Source organism: Sphingomonas sp. YR710, assembly GCF_900101455.1.
In the GTDB taxonomy this organism is placed as follows: Bacteria; Pseudomonadota; Alphaproteobacteria; order Sphingomonadales; family Sphingomonadaceae; genus Rhizorhabdus.
The window spans coordinates 1-15697 of sequence record NZ_FMZJ01000002.1; the positions used below are offsets into that span (position 1 = coordinate 1).

General features: G+C 60.4%; 13 protein-coding genes. 7 read left to right on the forward strand and 6 right to left on the reverse strand.

The window, feature by feature from the left end; genetic code table 11:
- Positions 1-209: 209 nt before the first annotated feature.
- Together BLS13_RS02405 and BLS13_RS02410 are read right to left on the reverse strand one after the other, a co-directional pair.
- Positions 210-1337 carry a polysaccharide biosynthesis/export family protein gene (locus BLS13_RS02405; protein WP_256325669.1) on the reverse strand — a complete coding sequence of 376 codons (1128 nt, stop codon included), beginning with the start codon at positions 1335-1337 and terminating at the stop codon, positions 210-212.
- A gap of 126 nt (positions 1338-1463) precedes the next feature.
- Positions 1464-2126, reverse strand: a complete 663-nt coding sequence (locus BLS13_RS02410) for an ABC transporter ATP-binding protein (protein ID WP_093450110.1) — start codon at positions 2124-2126, stop codon at positions 1464-1466.
- Between the two features lie 92 nt (positions 2127-2218).
- Between BLS13_RS02410 and BLS13_RS02415 the strand changes: the two genes are divergently transcribed.
- From BLS13_RS02415 to BLS13_RS02430, 4 genes are all read left to right on the forward strand, one after another.
- Entirely contained in the window at positions 2219-3418 is a 1200-nt protein-coding gene (locus BLS13_RS02415) for a glycosyltransferase family 4 protein (RefSeq protein WP_093449545.1), read from the forward strand.
- A 19-nt stretch (positions 3419-3437) separates the two neighbouring features.
- On the forward strand, positions 3438-4757 hold the full coding sequence (locus BLS13_RS02420) for a glycosyltransferase family 4 protein (RefSeq protein ID WP_093449547.1): 1320 nt from the start codon (positions 3438-3440) through the stop codon (positions 4755-4757).
- On the forward strand, positions 4754-6019 hold the full coding sequence (locus BLS13_RS02425) for a hypothetical protein (RefSeq protein WP_093449548.1): 1266 nt from the start codon (positions 4754-4756) through the stop codon (positions 6017-6019). Before BLS13_RS02420 ends, BLS13_RS02425 begins: the two co-directional genes overlap by 4 nt.
- A gap of 236 nt (positions 6020-6255) precedes the next feature.
- A complete protein-coding gene (locus tag BLS13_RS02430; protein WP_256325670.1) occupies positions 6256-7482 on the forward strand; it encodes an SAM-dependent methyltransferase in 1227 nt (408 codons plus the stop codon).
- Between the two features lie 37 nt (positions 7483-7519).
- Here the strand turns inward: BLS13_RS02430 and kdsA are convergent, their stop codons facing one another.
- From kdsA to BLS13_RS02445, 3 genes are all read right to left on the reverse strand, one after another.
- On the reverse strand, positions 7520-8371 hold the full coding sequence (kdsA, locus tag BLS13_RS02435) for a 3-deoxy-8-phosphooctulonate synthase (protein WP_093449551.1): 852 nt from the start codon (positions 8369-8371) through the stop codon (positions 7520-7522).
- A 79-nt stretch (positions 8372-8450) separates the two neighbouring features.
- Entirely contained in the window at positions 8451-10319 is a 1869-nt protein-coding gene (gene mdoH / locus BLS13_RS02440; protein WP_093449553.1) for a glucans biosynthesis glucosyltransferase MdoH, read from the reverse strand.
- A 140-nt stretch (positions 10320-10459) separates the two neighbouring features.
- Positions 10460-11953: an OpgD/OpgG family glucan biosynthesis protein gene (locus BLS13_RS02445; RefSeq protein ID WP_256325671.1), complete on the reverse strand. Its 1494-nt coding sequence runs from the start codon at positions 11951-11953 to the stop codon at positions 10460-10462.
- A gap of 193 nt (positions 11954-12146) precedes the next feature.
- On the opposite strand from BLS13_RS02445, the gene BLS13_RS02450 reads away from it, so the two are divergent.
- Positions 12147-13106, forward strand: a complete 960-nt coding sequence (locus tag BLS13_RS02450; RefSeq protein WP_256325672.1) for a retroviral-like aspartic protease family protein — start codon at positions 12147-12149, stop codon at positions 13104-13106.
- Between the two features lie 66 nt (positions 13107-13172).
- Positions 13173-13715 (forward strand): peroxiredoxin, encoded by a 543-nt coding sequence (locus BLS13_RS02455; protein ID WP_218123221.1) that lies wholly within the window; start codon positions 13173-13175, stop codon positions 13713-13715.
- A 70-nt stretch (positions 13716-13785) separates the two neighbouring features.
- On the opposite strand, the gene BLS13_RS02460 is transcribed toward BLS13_RS02455, so the two are convergent.
- Complete coding sequence (locus BLS13_RS02460; protein WP_093449556.1) at positions 13786-14202, reverse strand: UrcA family protein; 417 nt, start codon at positions 14200-14202, stop codon at positions 13786-13788.
- Positions 14203-14638: 436 nt separating this feature from the next.
- Here BLS13_RS02460 and BLS13_RS02465 point away from each other — a divergent pair, with 436 nt between their 5' ends.
- The gene (locus BLS13_RS02465) at positions 14639-15643 is read left to right on the forward strand and encodes an aspartyl/asparaginyl beta-hydroxylase domain-containing protein (RefSeq protein WP_176943400.1); all 1005 of its coding nucleotides are present in this window, start codon (positions 14639-14641) and stop codon (positions 15641-15643) included.
- Positions 15644-15697 lie beyond the last annotated feature (54 nt).

Here is a 15697-nt window from a genome sequence, read left to right on the forward strand (position 1 = left end):
CGTTCAAGGGCTGATCGCTCTAACGATCTGCAGAGGCGCGGAAGCGAACCGGGAAATCCAACTCACCGCCGCCGGTGAAAAGGGCTCTAGGCGGGGTCCGCTGAGTCGTCAAGCAAAAATGTAACAATAAAAAAAAGGCCCGGAAAACCGGGCCCTTTTATCAAGAAAGCGAGTAGGATCGTCCGCCCCCACCCTCCGCGATTCGATGATCAGTTGCCGGTCGTCAGGAATCGCGCCGAAAGCACCGGCGAGAACAGCTGGTTGATAATGCCGACAAACTTGCTGACCGGATTGGACGCGGCGTTGGCGATGTAGATGACGTCCTTGTCCTGCATCCGGAAACTCTGCGCGATGAAATAGCTTTCGGGCCGCATCATGTTGAGACGATAGATTACGGGCGGGTGGCCCGCCGCAATCTCCGCTGCATTATAGCGGAACAGAAATACCGCACTGGCATCGGCCTGCGCATCGTTGGGTCCGCCCACGCGCGCAACGGCTTCGGCCAGCGAAACCGTCGGCGCATCAAACGGAACCTGCGACACCTTGGACGTTGCCCCGAACACACTGAAGCTGCGCGGCTGACGGACGAGTTCGATCCTGTCGCCAGGCAGCAGTGTAAGATCGTCGGGACTGCCCGATCGAATATCTCCAAGCCGCATCTCTGCCATCTGCCCGCCACGCGTAACCCTTATCAGCGTGTCAGCGCTCACCGCCTTGGCACCGCCCGACGTCGCGACGGCATCGAGCAATCTTTCGCGGGCTGCACTGAGCGGAATCCGACCCGAGCGACTGACGTCGCCGAACACATAGGCACTGTTGCCGGGACTGTTCACGACCGTCACGAGCGCTTGCGGACTCTGCGACTTCCCATGCAGCGCCTGTTCGATCATCCGCTGGACGTCATAAGGTGTACTACCCGCAACCGAAAGCCGGCCAACATACGGCAGACGAATCGTGCCGTCAGGCGCCACGACAATCGTCCCCAGACGCTGCGTTCGCGCGCTGGAATCCAGCGCATCGGAACCGATCACGGCGGAGGCGCCGCCAAAGTTGGTCGCCCCCCCAAACAAAGTCATCCCAACTTCATAGATATTGATCTGCAGTTCATCGCCCGGCGCTATCGTATCGACGCGCCCTTCCCTCGCCAGCACCGCCAACCGCCCAGCCCCGGCCACAACATCATCACCGCCTGCCACGAGTCGCTGAAACGCCGCTGCATCGAGGTTGACGACCTGGAAGGTCAACGGTGCCTGCGCGTGACGCGCGCCCCTTTCGACCTGCCGGGCTGTAGGGCCGCTCGATGGCAAGGTCGTACAGCCCGAAAGCAATAGCGCCATTGTGGCTAGCCCAACGGGCATCATCGAACGAAAAGGAGCATCAAGCGGCATTAAAAAACCCTATGGAATGGTGTGCGCGAAAACGGGCGAATGTCGGCACCGGGCCATTCGGCACGGCCAACCGCATCAGGCTGCCCGCATTTGGAGACCGTGGTGCACTTCGCATGCTTCAGCAACCGTGTCGTAAAATGTCAGATTGCCGGCATAAAGCACTGCGCCGCGCTGGCAATATTGCTGCAGCGTATGCGGGTCATGTGAAATCATCACCAACGTGCCAGTCTCGCGCCTTTGCTGAAGCGCCTGCTCACTCTTGGCCCGAAACCGCTCGTCGCCTGCGCCGGTGATTTCGTCAACAAGATAGCAATCGAAATTGATCGCCAGGGAGATGCCGAAAGCGAGCCTCGCGCTCATGCCGGCGGAATAGGTGTGCACCGGATGATAAAGATAGGGGCCCAACTGCGCGAACTCCTCGACGTAGGCGAGTAGCTCCTCCTCAGGCTGGCGATAAATTCGTGCTATGAAGCGCGCATTGTCCGCGCCCGTCAGCACGGATTGAAAACAGCTTGCGTAACCAATCGGCCAGCTGGTCGTCATGGTCCGGGTAATCTTGCCGGTGGTCGGCTGCTCCACACCCGAAATCAACCGCATCAGCGTCGACTTCCCGGCACCATTGGCGCCACAAATGCCGATACTCTCGCCACGGCGGATCTGAAATGTCAGGTTACTGAAAACCTGCTTGTGGAACTTCCGTATATGGTAGGTTTTGGAGACGTCCTCGAACGAAATCATCAACTCTGCCTTACCGAAACCAAAACTGAACCACCACCGACCATTAATCGCTGGACGATCGATGACCGCACTGCGATGCAAAATCATAGACCATGACATTCGAAACGCAAAATATTCCCGTCGCGATCGACGCCAGGATGCTCGGCTCACACGGCACAGGCGTCGCCACTTACGCCCAAGCCTTGCGTGACGCCATCAATGCATGTGCGGCTGAGCCGTTCCATGTGGTCGATCGAACCTGTAGCCATGGACTTCGAAGCAGTGGCCATATCGAGCGCTGGTATCGCTGGTGCAGTGCGTGGAGCGATCGGCCACGCACCCTCACACCCCGGGCCCAAACATTTTGGGGCAGAGACATTTTTCGCCTTGGCCAGGTATATTTCGATCGCCACGGTTCGCTGCTTGATCTGGAGGTGAAGAATCCACCCGGGATCGTCCACTGGACTTACCCTTTGCCCGTGCGTCTGGCGGGATGGATCAATGTCTATACGGTGCATGACGCGATCCCGCTGAATGCACCCGAGCTGACTCCGATTGATGGCCGCCGGCATCGAGCGTTGCTGAAGGCTATCATTGCAAGCAACGGCCGGGTCATGACCGTCTCGGAGGCTGCACGACGCGATATCGTGGACGCTCTCGGCTGCTCCGAAACCAGCGTGTCGACATGCTTGTCAGGCCTGTCTGCCTCGGTCGATCATCCGACCATGCTGCCTGCGGGTCTCCTGCCCGGCACCTTTTTCCTCGCCGTTGGAAGCGTCGAACCCCGCAAGAACCTGTCACGGCTCGTCGAAGCCTACCAGGCCAGCGGGGTGCCGCACCCCCTTGTGATCGCAGGGCCGCGAGGATGGCAATGCGAAGCGATCGAGGCGTTCATCGCCAAGACCCCGGGGGTTGTTCGACTTTCTTCAGTGTCGCGCGATCAATTGCTAACACTGCTGACTGCCGCCAGGGCATTGTTATTTCCGTCGCTCGCCGAAGGATTTGGCCTGCCGATCGCCGAGGCAATGACATTGGGAACGCCGGTTCTGACATCTCGAATAGCCGCCACATCGGAGATCGCCGGGGGTGCAGCGCTATTGGTGAATCCGGAATCCGCCGCCGATATCCAAGCTGCAATTCGCAGGCTCAGCGTCGACGACCGTCTTCGCTCAGAGCTCGCCACGGCAGGGCGGGAACGCGCCCGAGCATTCACCGTTGAGGCATTCGGCGCTCGTCTGAAATCATTTCACGCACGGTTGCTGGAGGATGAAGGTTGGATAAATCGCCGAACAACCCTAAGCGCAATTTCATGAAGCAGAGAATATCCGACCAATGACGCGCCTGACCATCGGCATCGACGGCTACAACCTCGCCATGCCCCGGGGGACCGGCGTCGCCACATATGGATTCGCGCTGACGCAGGCGATCGCTGGCATGGGCCATCGCACCAACGCCATATTCGGATTGGATGTCGGATCTAAGCCCGAAACCCGTGAACTCCTGTTCTTCGACAAGTTCGGTCGCACGCCACAGAAAGAAACACGCAAGCAGAAGCAGCGCAGGCTAGCCCGTGAAATCTGGCAGTCTTTCTTCACCGCAAACGCAGACGATGTTCCCATGACGGAAGCGGTCGAGAAGCAGAGCTTTTCTTATAGCCTGCCGAGCTTCGATCGCGTCGTCAGCAGTCCGCGCCTGTTCGAGGTCGCCCATTGGCACCTCCAATTCTTCAATCGGTTTCTGACCCTGCGGATGGATAATCCACCGGATATCATGCACTGGACCTACCCTGTGGCGGTCAAGCTGGCCGGCGCTAAGAACATCTACACGCTGCACGATCTCGTTCCGCTGCGGCTGCCTTATGCCACGCTCGACTACAAGCACCTCTATTACCGGCTGATCGAGCGCTGCGTTCTCGATGCCGACCATATCTGCACAGTTTCCGAATCGAGCCGGAATGATATCCTGTCGCGCTTTCCTATCGCGCCGGAAAAGGTCTCGAACACCTATCAAACCGCACCGATGCCGCCCGAGGCGCTGACGCGCGATGCGGGCGAGGATGCCAGGATGATCGAAGGCATGTTCGATCTTTCCGAGCGCGGCTATTTTCTGTTTTTCGGCGCGCTCGATCCCAAGAAGAATATCGGAAGGATCATCGAGGCCTATCTTACCACACGAACGCAGACGCCATTGGTTATCGTCGGCGCACGCAATTGGGGTACCGAACAGGAATCGCGGATGTTGGGCGGCGGAAATGTTTCCGTGTACGGCCACAATGTCAGCAATCGGATCGTCCAGCTCGACTATTTGCCGCGTGATCTGCTGTTCCGTCTGATTCGCGGTGCCAAGGCGGTGTTGTTCCCATCGCTGTTCGAAGGTTTCGGCCTGCCGGCGCTCGAGGCGATTCAACTGGGCACCCCGGTGATCAGTTCGAACATCAGTTCTCTACCTGAAGTCGTCGGCGAAGCCGGCCTGCTGGTCGACCCTTATGACGTCCAAGCGATCGCCAATGCCATGGCCGCAGTGGATTCGGATGCGGAACTGGGCGAACGGCTCCGCAAAGCCGGCCAGAGGCAGAGCGCGAAATTCACGTCCGAAGCCTATCGTGCCCGGTTAGCGGCAATGTATGACGTCGTCATGGGAAGTGCCCGATGACGTCGATCGGAATTGCGAATGCCAAAACCGACGGTATTCGCGAGCTCGACCCGTTTGCCTTCTTCTCCGGGCATGCAAGTGCGATCAGGCCGCTGGGTGGCCCCGATCGTGGTCCAGACCCAAAATATGGCTTCCACACCCTTTATTCCGAATTTCGCCCGGGGCCGATTGTCTTCACAATCCGCTTCCACGATTTCAAAGTGACGACGGGAGAATTGGGCATCCACCTCAACGCCTATGTCCCGGCCAGCGGCAACCATGCCACCCTGGTGGGCGCGCTCCGGCGACAGATGACCGAAATTGCCGAAGGCGGGAGTGAGGTGAGCCTGCGCATCAACGCCGTCGCTGGTGTGACCTACGCGGTTTTCGGCTATTGTCCCGATTATACCGACGCTGAAGCCTCGGCGATCACGATAACAATAGAGGAATTGGGCACCGAGGACGTCGAAATCGTCCCACCAGAAGCGTTGGAAGCCAGCCGCTTCGGCGCCGCGGTCGAGCGCCCCAGCGCGCTGGTGGATAATGGTCCTGCCAGCTTCGAGGATCCGGTTTCGCAGGTGATGACCTTGCGACAACTGGAAGAGCCCTGCTATTTGGATTCGATTAAGGCCCTCAGCAGCAGTATGGGAACGGCCAATCTATGGAGCCGGGCGTTCATTCTCCAGGCGCTCAAGCGATACGGTATGCTCGAAGCCGGTGCTCAAGGGCTGGCGCTGGGCGACGCCGACGGCATTCTAGCAGCCGCAATCATGCGCCAGGGGTGTTCGGTCGTGACAGCCACTCCCGCGACCGAACATGACTTAACTTCATTCGATCCCAATCTGACGCCCGAAGACATTTTGCGCGTTCAATCTTCGATGCGGTCATTACCGTTGACAGAGCTGCCTCCCGACCTCCGTGGTTTCGACTTCCTATGGTCCATAAGCATTGTCGATCGAGCCCCGATTATGAACGAGTTCAGCGCGTTCATTCATGATTCCATGCGTGTGCTCAGACCGGGCGGCCTCGCCGTTCATGTCTTTGGCATCGTGACCGCAGAGGGGAAATACGAGGCGGATGGCCTCCAGCCGATTTCCCGAAAAGCGATGGAACGACTGGCGCTTACGCTGATCGCCCGCAATCACGAAATCGCCCAGCTCAATTTTGGCTACGGAACCGGTGACGATGCCCCCTATTTCGGCCTCTCGCCTTTATCACCCGCGATCGAAACGGCGCCATTCGGACTAATCGTGCGTCGGAACGCCAACGGCGGTCGCATCTGACGATCCTTTCGGTTACGAGGCGCCGTTCATGTTCGTGGATACCATAACAAAATCGACTGCAGATACATTGAGGGTAATCGATGCTTAAAGATTTGCGTAGGTTCGCCTATGCGTGGTGGAAGGACCTCAAAAATGGTCGCAGATCCGATGAGCCAAGCATCCCCCTGCAGCCTTTCGCGTTCTGGCCAACACATGCGAGCGCAATCTGCGATGCAGGTGGAACAGAGCCAAGCCTCGTGCCAGGCTATGCGTTCCACACCAAATATGTGCTCTCCACCGGCGGCACGATCCGCTTTAGCATCAGCCTCGCCGGACTGAGCGCAACCAAGGGGAAGCTTCTGCTCAGCATCAATCGGCTTGACGAGCAAGGTGTACCAAGCCGGACGCCGCCGAAGGTCAAGGAGATTGCGCTGGCTACACTGGCCGCCAACGGCAATAGCATCGAGATCTCGCAACTGGGGCTGCGCTCGCATTATTATGCGATCATGGGGGTTCTTACCGAGGATTCGGATGCGCGAGCCGAACGGATCGAGATCTCGGGTACCGGCATCGATAATAATGAGGCCTTCGCCACGCGGCTCGATGCGGCGCGTACAGCATTTCTTTCGACCCCCGGAACGGGGATTTTAGAACATTATATCTCTTCTGAACGGGCCACGCTCGAGCAGCCGCGATCGCAGATGTGTACCGCATATCAGATGGGCGAACCCATTTACGCCGAATGGTGCCAACGCATGGGCGCCAGCCCCAGCCTTCATCGCAAACAGTGGGAATTCGTGTTCATCCTGCGCTCCCTCGAATATTATGGGGCGTTGCGCGAAGGCGCGCGCGGTCTCGGTTTCGGTGTCGGCATTGAACCACTCTCATCATTGTTCGCAGCGGCGGGATGCAAAATCGTAGCGACCGATCTGGCGCAGCATGACGAGCGCTCGCTGGTGTGGGACAATACCCACCAACTCGGCGCCAACTTGGATCATATTTTCCAGCCCCATTTGTGCAATCAGGCCGAATTTTACGAGCGCGTGTCTTTCCGTCCCGTTGATATGAATGCCATTCCGGCCGATCTTCGGGATTTCGATTTTACCTGGTCCAGTTGCGCATACGAACATCTCGGCTCTATCGAGGCCGGGCTCGCCTTCTTTGAAAACTCGCTGGCTTGCCTGAAACCCGGTGGAATAGCCGTTCACACGACCGAACTCAATTTGAGCTCGAACAGGAATACCATGGATACCGGCACTACGGTTCTTTTCCGCCGCCGAGATTTCGAAACACTGGCGCGGCGGCTGATCGCCGCCGGCCATGACGTGATACCGATCACCTTCGACAGCGGCGACAGCGAACTCGATCATGTGATCGACATACCGCCCTATTCTGCAGACTCACACCTGAAGCTCGCACTGTTGCGGTGGGTATCGACCTCATTCGGAATGGTCGTACGCAAGGGGCCGCGCCTTGTAGCATAACCCGGAGCCCACCTGCGCCAAGCAGCAGAAGTGAGGGCTACCGCCCGGGCCAACGCTTCCGTGCTTCCATGCCATGAGCGGATAACGCCGCCAACTCTCCCAGCAACTCCTCCACCTGATCCAGCGGCCATGCATTCGGTCCGTCCGACCGTGCCCGCTCCGGTTCCGGATGTGTCTCCATGAAGAGCCCCGCCACGCCCACCGCCACCGCCGCGCGTGCCAATACGGGCACGAACTCGCGCTGCCCGCCCGATGTCGCCCCCTGCCCACCCGGCAACTGCACCGAATGGGTGGCGTCGAATATCACCGGGCAGCCAGTTTCGCGCATGATCGCAAGGCTGCGCATATCGACGACCAGATTGTTGTAACCGAACGACGTTCCCCGCTCGGTCACCATGATCGCCGCATCGGCATGGCCTGCCGCCCGCGCCGCGCCGCGCGCCTTGTCGACGACATGCACCATGTCGTGCGGCGCCATGAACTGGGCCTTCTTGATATTCGCAGGCCGCCCGCTGGCGCCGATCGCCTCGATCAGGTCGGTCTGCCGAGCCAGGAAGGCGGGCGTCTGGAGGATATCGACCACCTGCGCCGCCGCGCGCACCTGCTCGACATCATGAACGTCGGTCAGCACGGGCAAGCCGGTTTCCGCGCGAACCTTTTCCAGAATGCGGAGACCCTCATCGATTCCCGGTCCCCGGAACGATTGCCCGGAACTGCGATTGGCCTTGTCGAACGAGCTCTTGAAGATCACGAACAGGTCCAGGCGATCGGCGATCGCCCGCAACCGCGTTGCCGTACGCATCACCAGATCTTCGGATTCGATCACGCACGGTCCGGCAATGACGAACAGCGGAGCGTTCAGTCCGACCTCATGACCTAGTAATTGCACGTCGCGCTTCTCCCGATTTGCCCGCCCTATGGCCGTTCAGGCGACGCATGCCTATCCTCAATTTCGAGCATGGCCGACGTCAGCTATTCACAATCGCCAATTGCGCCGGAGCCAGACCCCCGATGGGATCAATGCCGAAGCGCGCGCGTTCAAATGGCCGCTGTTCGGCTGGCGACAGAAAGAGACCCCGGCTGATCAGCCATCGCCCGAGGTCGGCGCGCGCCGTCACCCACACCGTGATCGGCGCGATCGCGAGGCCGAGCGCCACGGGCAAGCTCCATATGGTGCCGGGGACACCAAGCAGGACAGCCGCAAGCATCGTGGCACCCAAACCGACATGCCAGCGATATCGACCGACGACCTCGCGGATATCGAGCCCATCCGCGGATCGCCGCTGCGGCATCCAGCCGCTCCTGGTGCCGCGCAATATATCGATGATCGCCATCGTCTGGCTCAGCATCGTCACAGGCGCCGCGGCAACAGACACCACGACCTCCAGCACCGTGCTGCCCAGCACCCGCCCCCAGCCGCCCATTACCGCGAGCTGCCTTTGGTCAAAACTCAGGGTCAGCAAGGCGAGCAGCTTTGGCCCGAATAACAATATGGCGGTCAGGCCCAGCAACCAGCCCGATGACAGCAGCACAGTGCCTTCGATATTGCCGCGAAGCTGCTCGACCATCCCCAGAATCAGCAGCAGGAGCCATAATGGCGATGTAAGATAGGCCGAAGCTCCCATCAGCAGCTGGAGCCGGCTCACCCAGTGAAAGCCCGCCGCACGCAGCAACTGCAGGTGCTGGAGATTCCCCTGGCACCATCGGCGATCTCGCACGGCATAATCGATCAACGTCGGTGGAAACTCCTCATAGCTGCCGTCGGACAATGTCACCATATGGACGGCCCAGCCACACCGCCGCAGCAGCGCCGCCTCGACCATGTCATGGCTCAGAATATGGCCGCCGAGCAGGCCAGATTCGAGCTCCGGCAGGCCGCAGCTTTCGGCGAAGGCGCGGACGCGCAATATCGCGTTGTGGCCCCAGAACGTCGCCTCGGTGCCCGACCACCATCTTAATCCGACCGAGCCTATGGGGCCGTACAATGCCGCTGCGAACTGGTGCCAGCGGGCGAACATAGTCTGCCCGTTGAGCAAGGCCGGCACGGTCTGGAGCAGCCCGATCGTCGGCCGCGCCTCCATCGCCGTCGCCAACCTCACCATCGCCGGACCGCTCATCAGGCTATCGGCGTCGAGAACGATCATATGCTCATAGGCCGCGCCGAAACGCCGCACCCAATCGGCGATATTGCCTGGTTTGCGGGCAATATTGTGCGGGCGGCGGCGATAATAGACCTTCGCCTCGGCATGAGCGCGCAACCGGCGGAAGGCCAGATATTCGCCCGCGAAGGCATTTTCGTGCGAATCACTCAGGATGAAGAAATCGAACAAGGCGTGGGCGCCAACCGCGTGCACCGACTCGATCATCGATTCCAGCCGGCGCGATACCGCTGTGATATCCTCATTATAGATGGGAAGCAGCACCGCCGTCCGCGCCCTGGGCAGCGTCAGCGGTACCGCGGGCTCTTCCACCACGCGCCCTCGCGCCAGCAGGACGAAAAAGCCAGCGAGCGCGTTAAGAAAGCCGAAGGAAATCCAGGCGAACAGGCCGAAGAACAGCAGGAAGAAGGCGACATCAACGATATCTATGCCGTCCGCTCCCCACAACGCGAAGAGTTCATGCGCCGCCAGCAGACCGAGCAGGAAACTGCCTGTGATCAGATACATCCGGCGTTGAAACACCGGTCCGAAATAATCGAGCGGCGCATCCTGTCGATCCGCCGGACGCCTGGCAAAATCCTGCACCGGCATCGACAGCGGCGCTTCTGGCGGCAGATCGGCTTCGCAATCCGATAAATGGCCGGAATGGGCGGGATGATCCTTTTTGGTCAGATACAAACGCAAATTCCCATGCAAAATTGTCGGTGCCGGCCCCTCACGCCTTCATCCACAATGTTCGCCGCGAGTCAGCCCTACATGAGGCAGGATGAGACAACCCTGTGTCCAATGGTCGGTTCCCAGCCAACGCGCGTCGTACATCAATAGAACTGGCTTATCAGCGTTTCCGAAATCGCTAATCTTTTCATTCGCAGCGTTGCACGCACGTTCACCGCGGCATCGCTTTTGGTCAGGTCGACGATCAACCGCCAACGCGCCTTGCGCCCCACAACGGGATAGGTGTGGACGGCCAATACCCGCCCGCTATCGATTGCGACGTCCGGCACCACATCGGAATCCCGCGTCAACCCCTGCAGCGCGGCGCCTTCGAAGTCGACAACGAGCCTCCGCGCGCCTTGTATCGGATCGGTGCCAGGGCGGCCCGCGGTGCCCGTCCAGCGATCGACCACCCGCGCCAACGGCCCAGAGTCGGGCTCGGTCGCGATCCAGCGCAGCCGATAGTCGAAGGTCAACTCCGCACCTTTTCGCGCGGGTGCCGCGGGGGTCCAGAAAGCGACCACATTGTCTTCATATTCACGGGTCGTCGGAATCTCGTACAAGGTGACGGCACCTGCACCCCAATCGCCGATCGGTTCGACCCACAGGCTCGGTCGCTTTTCGTAAAAGACGCCGTCATCCTGATAATGATCGAAATTCCGGTCGCGCTGCAGCAACCCGAAACCCTCCGGAGTGCCGGTGTCGATGAAGCTGTTGATCGTGGGATGCGGCGGATTGCCGAGCGGCCGGCAAATCCGCTCGCCCGCATGGTTATGGATCACCAGCCGATCCGAATCATGAATTTCCGGGCGCCAGTCGATACCCTGCGCGCGATTGCCTTCGTCATACCAGAACATGCTGGTGAGCGGAGCAATGCCCAATCGTTCGATATCCTTGCGGAGCCAGAGCCGCATGCTAACATCCTGCGTCACTCCACCCGGCCCATTTCGATTGACGAAACGGTACACACCCATGACGCTCGTACCCTCCAGCAGCGCGTAGAGCGTCAGCGCCTTGTCCGCGCCGCGCTCGATCCAGAAACGGGTAAAGACCGGAAACTCCTCGCGACCGTCGATCCCGGCGTCGATCGCGAGCCCCCGCGCCGACAGGCCATATTGATCGAGCGCACCGGCCGAACGGAAATAGGATGCGCCCTGAAAGGCCAGCCAGTCACTCTTGCCACCGCGCGCCATGATCCGCAGTCCGGCGATACCCGCCGGTATATGTGGGGCCGGCCCGCTGCCCGGCGTAACCGCAAACATATCGGCGGCATGCATGATGCGCCGCGCGACTCCCCGATCGACGATGTTGATCTCGACGGGCACCGGGGCGTGCTTGATCAACGGAAACAGCCGCACCGCATAGCCATCGTCCGGGCCGATCGTTCGTTCCGGGCGGAACGTGATCCGGTTCGCATCATCATAATCGATCGCGGCGGCGGCCGGATCCGCGCCAGGCAGAGGCTGAGCCGGACCATGCGCCAATGTCCGCGCATGCGCGATCAGCCAGTCCCACGAAAATGGCTGGCCCGCTCCCGTAGCGGCCTGGACCTTCGCCGATCGGGCGGCCACAATCCACGCTGCGCTCAACATCGCCATACACCCGCGCCGCGTGATCATCGTTTTTTCGCCCGAATACACCCTTACGAATCCCATCATGTCGACACGATCGCTGCGTTGCACGACATATCATTGCGCCATGCTGAATAGGCGCCGACTTCAAATCCGCTCGCTTGTTCGCGGCCGGCAGTGAGCGTAGGATCGCCCGACAATCCTTGGCCGGAGAGACGAGGTGGCAGCGATCAAAGCATATAGGCTGGCAGCCTTGCTCGTATTGGCGATGGCCGTGCCGTCGATTGCGACCACAGCCGAACCCGAAGCACCCGAACTCATTCAGGGCGCCAACGACCTGAGCACTCGACTCACCGTACCCGTAACGATCAACGGGGCCGGCCCCTATAATTTCGTTGTCGATACCGCCGCAGAGCGTACCGTCATCTCACGCCAGCTGGCCGGTCGCCTCGCGCTTGGCCGGGGCAAGAGCGTGACTGTGCTCAGCGTGTCGGGCTACAATCAAATCGATACTGCCGTCGTGCAGTTGCTCCAGCTGACGGCCGGCAGGAACCGGCTGTCAGGTCTTGAGGCGCCGATGATGGAAGAAGCCGATCTCGGGGCGTCGGGGCTGCTCGGCATCGACAGCCTTAAGTCGAAGCGCGTCGTAATGGACTTCAAAGCGCGACGGATGACAATTGTCGATTCGGTCAATGGTGGGCATGACAGCGACGAAATCGTGGTCACCGCGCGCAGCAAGTTCGGGCAGTTGATCCTTGTCGATGCCTCCGCCAACGGAATGAAGGTCAACGTCGTCATCGATACCGGATCGCAAGTGTCGATCGGTAATCCCGCGCTCAGGGCGAAGCTCGAAAAACGCGGGCAGCTCGGCGTGGTAACGCCAATCTCGATCCTCAGCGTCACTGGCGGACGTACACCGGCTGATTATACGTCGATCGCCCATGTCAGACTCGGCACAATTTCCGTCGATACCATGCCGGTCGCCTTTGCCGATGCGGAGATCTTCCATCGACTCGGGCTGTCGCAAAAGCCGGCGATCCTGCTCGGCATGGACGTGCTCCGCGGGTTCGATCGGGTATCGGTGGATTATGCCAACCGCTCAGTTCGCTTCATCCTTCCCGGGGAGGCCTGGGGTCCGCCGCCGCGGCTGGCCAGCGCCGATCGTCGTTCAGCAGGCTGAAATAGCCGCTGGACGCATCGCACGACACGCTTACTATCGACCGGAATTCCCGAGAGGACTGAACCGATGATCAACACGCCGACGCTTAGGACCATGGCAGCAATGGCGGCTCTCGCGATGCCACTAGCGGCGCAAGCCGCCCTCGCCCCCGGCGCCATCGCGCCCGCCATCACGACGCAGGCAGCACTTGCCGGCAAATCCTTTAGCTTTTCGCTCGCCGATGCGCTGAAGAAGGGACCGGTCGTGCTCTATTTCTTCCCGGCGGCCTTTACGTCGGGCTGCACGGTCGAGGCGCATGAATTTGCCGAAGCGACCGACGACTTCGCCAAAATGGGCGCAACCGTGATTGGCCTGACCGCTGGCAATATCGACAGGATCAACGAATTTTCGTCGGTCGAGTGCCGCAACAAATTTGCGGTTGGCATCGCGACGCCGGCCACGATCAAAAGCTATGATGTCGCGCTTGCGGTGAAGCCGGGCTGGAGCGATCGCACATCTTACGTGATCGCGCCCGATGGCAAGATCGTCTTTGCGTATTCGGCGCTCAGCCCGGCCGGGCATGTCTCGGGCACGATGAAAGCCGTGAAGAGCTGGAAAGCCACGCATTGAGCCATCATGCCGGCGCGGCGACACGTGCCGCCTGAGGGGCGCGACCGATAAATGGCCGCGCCCGATCGGCCTATTTGACGCCGTGGAGGGCGACGGTTGCCGGCATCGTCGATGCCGATTGATTCCCATTCGTTGCCATAGCAATGACGCTTCGGGCCTGCTTCTCCGCACTCGCCGCGGCATCGCCGGTACAGCCGCTATCAGCCGGCAAGCGGGGACCGCGATCTCCGCCGAAGGTGCAGACTTCGCGAACGGCCATAGCGAGCCGGGCATGGAGGGACTTCCGCCCCACCGCACTGCGCAGATCAAGGTCGGCGATCTTCACATTCGCGATTTTGCTGTTGGAATCGACCGGGCTGGCCGAAACGCTGATCAGATCGTCGTGGGCAGCGATTGCTGCGGCCGACAGAGTTGCAGCAAGCACGATCGCTACCAGCGAACCGGCCTTGCGTGCATGCGGCAAAAATGCCGTTGGGGGGACTGTCATATCGTTCTCTCCTGCGAGGCGCGACCCTTATGCAGATCTTCGCCGTACGATTATGCTGCGCCATATCGACGCAGCAAATATATTAGGCTTGCGGCTCGACCGATACAAGCGATCGCCCGGATTTCCGCGGAAAAGCATGACATTGCCTATCTGCCTGAAAAGTCACGCTCCCTTGTCCGAGCGCGCAATTTCATCTCGCTGCTTCGGCTTTCCTTTTTCCCGTCAGCTTCCTACTCTGCGCTTATGACCAGGCGATTGCATTGAAATGACATCCGAGTCCCGCCCCCTCGATCACAGTCAAGCCGAACAACTTCTCCGTATTGGCAGAGACGCCCTGCGCGGTGGCGACGCGCGAACCGCCAGGCAGAATTTCGAGCAGGCAATCGCGGCGGGCATAACCTCACCACCATGGTTTCTCCTGGCGCAGGCATGCCGAATGCTCGGCGACCTATCGGCGGAGAACATGGCGCTTGATCGATTGCTGGCGGCAGAGCCCCGCCATATCGGTGCACTCATCGTTAAGGGCGATGCGCGCGCCCTTGCAAACGATCGGCGCGCGGCGAGCACTTATTATCGCATGGCGCTCGGTGCGGCATCGGTATCACCAGCGCCGGTCGCCGCGGGAATTGCCGGCGAATTGCGCCGTATCGAGCGCTATCTGAGCGAGGCCGCCGGCCAATATGACGACCATCTGAAAGAAACGCTCGCGAACGCCGGTTTCGACGGAAACGCGATGGGGCCGCGGATGAGCGAAGCGCTCGATATCCTCTCGGGCAAAGCTGACGTCTTCCTCCAGCAGCCCAGCACCTTCTTTTTTCCACGCCTGCCGCACATCCAGTTCTACGAACCCGAGGCGTTCGACTGGGTCGCGAAGATCGAGGCGGCAGCCCCGCAGATCGAAGAGGAACTGCGCCGTTTTCTCACCGTCAGCGACGACGCGTTCCGTCCCTATGTCGAAGCGGAGCCCAATCGCCCGCGCAAACACCATAGCTTGTATGACGATCCGAAGTGGAGCGCGCTGCACCTGTCGAAGGGCGGGAAGCCCACCGAACATGCGCAGCATTTTCCGACAACGCTCGCCGCCGTCTCCAACGCACCGCTGCCGCAGATCGTCGGCCGGTCGCCGATGATCCTGTTTTCGCTGCTCCGCCCGGACACTCATATCGAGCCGCATAACGGCCTCTTCAACACCAGGCTGATCTGTCACCTGCCGTTGATCGTCCCGCCCGGCTGCGCGTTTCGCGTGGGTAATGAAACGCGAAGCTGGGAGCCGGGGAGGCTCCTGATCTTCGACGATTCGATCCAGCATGAGGCGTGGAATCGCAGCCAGGAAAACCGATTCATCCTGTTATTTGAAATCTGGCGGCCGGAATTGACGGTCGACGAACGCGGCGCCCTGACCACCATGTTCGAGGCGATCGACTCGTTCGGCGAGGAGTAAGGACCAGAAACGAAAAGGCCCGGCGCACCTGCGTGCACCCGGCCGTTTCAGCTC

Excerpts from the sequence above, each read along its gene's own strand:
- BLS13_RS02405 (WP_256325669.1), bottom strand. The coding sequence starts at position 1,337 with ATGGCGCTATTGCTTTCGGGCTGTACGACCTTGCCATCGAGCGGCCCT.
- BLS13_RS02410 (WP_093450110.1), bottom strand. The coding sequence starts at position 2,126 with ATGATTTCGTTCGAGGACGTCTCCAAAACCTACCATATACGGAAGTTC.
- BLS13_RS02415 (WP_093449545.1), top strand. The coding sequence starts at position 2,219 with ATGACATTCGAAACGCAAAATATTCCCGTCGCGATCGACGCCAGGATG.
- BLS13_RS02420 (WP_093449547.1), top strand. The coding sequence starts at position 3,438 with ATGACGCGCCTGACCATCGGCATCGACGGCTACAACCTCGCCATGCCC.
- BLS13_RS02425 (WP_093449548.1), top strand. The coding sequence starts at position 4,754 with ATGACGTCGATCGGAATTGCGAATGCCAAAACCGACGGTATTCGCGAG.
- BLS13_RS02445 (WP_256325671.1), bottom strand. The coding sequence starts at position 11,953 with ATGGCGATGTTGAGCGCAGCGTGGATTGTGGCCGCCCGATCGGCGAAG.
- BLS13_RS02455 (WP_218123221.1), top strand. The coding sequence starts at position 13,173 with ATGATCAACACGCCGACGCTTAGGACCATGGCAGCAATGGCGGCTCTC.
- BLS13_RS02460 (WP_093449556.1), bottom strand. The coding sequence starts at position 14,202 with ATGACAGTCCCCCCAACGGCATTTTTGCCGCATGCACGCAAGGCCGGT.
- BLS13_RS02465 (WP_176943400.1), top strand. The coding sequence starts at position 14,639 with ATGCTCGGCGACCTATCGGCGGAGAACATGGCGCTTGATCGATTGCTG.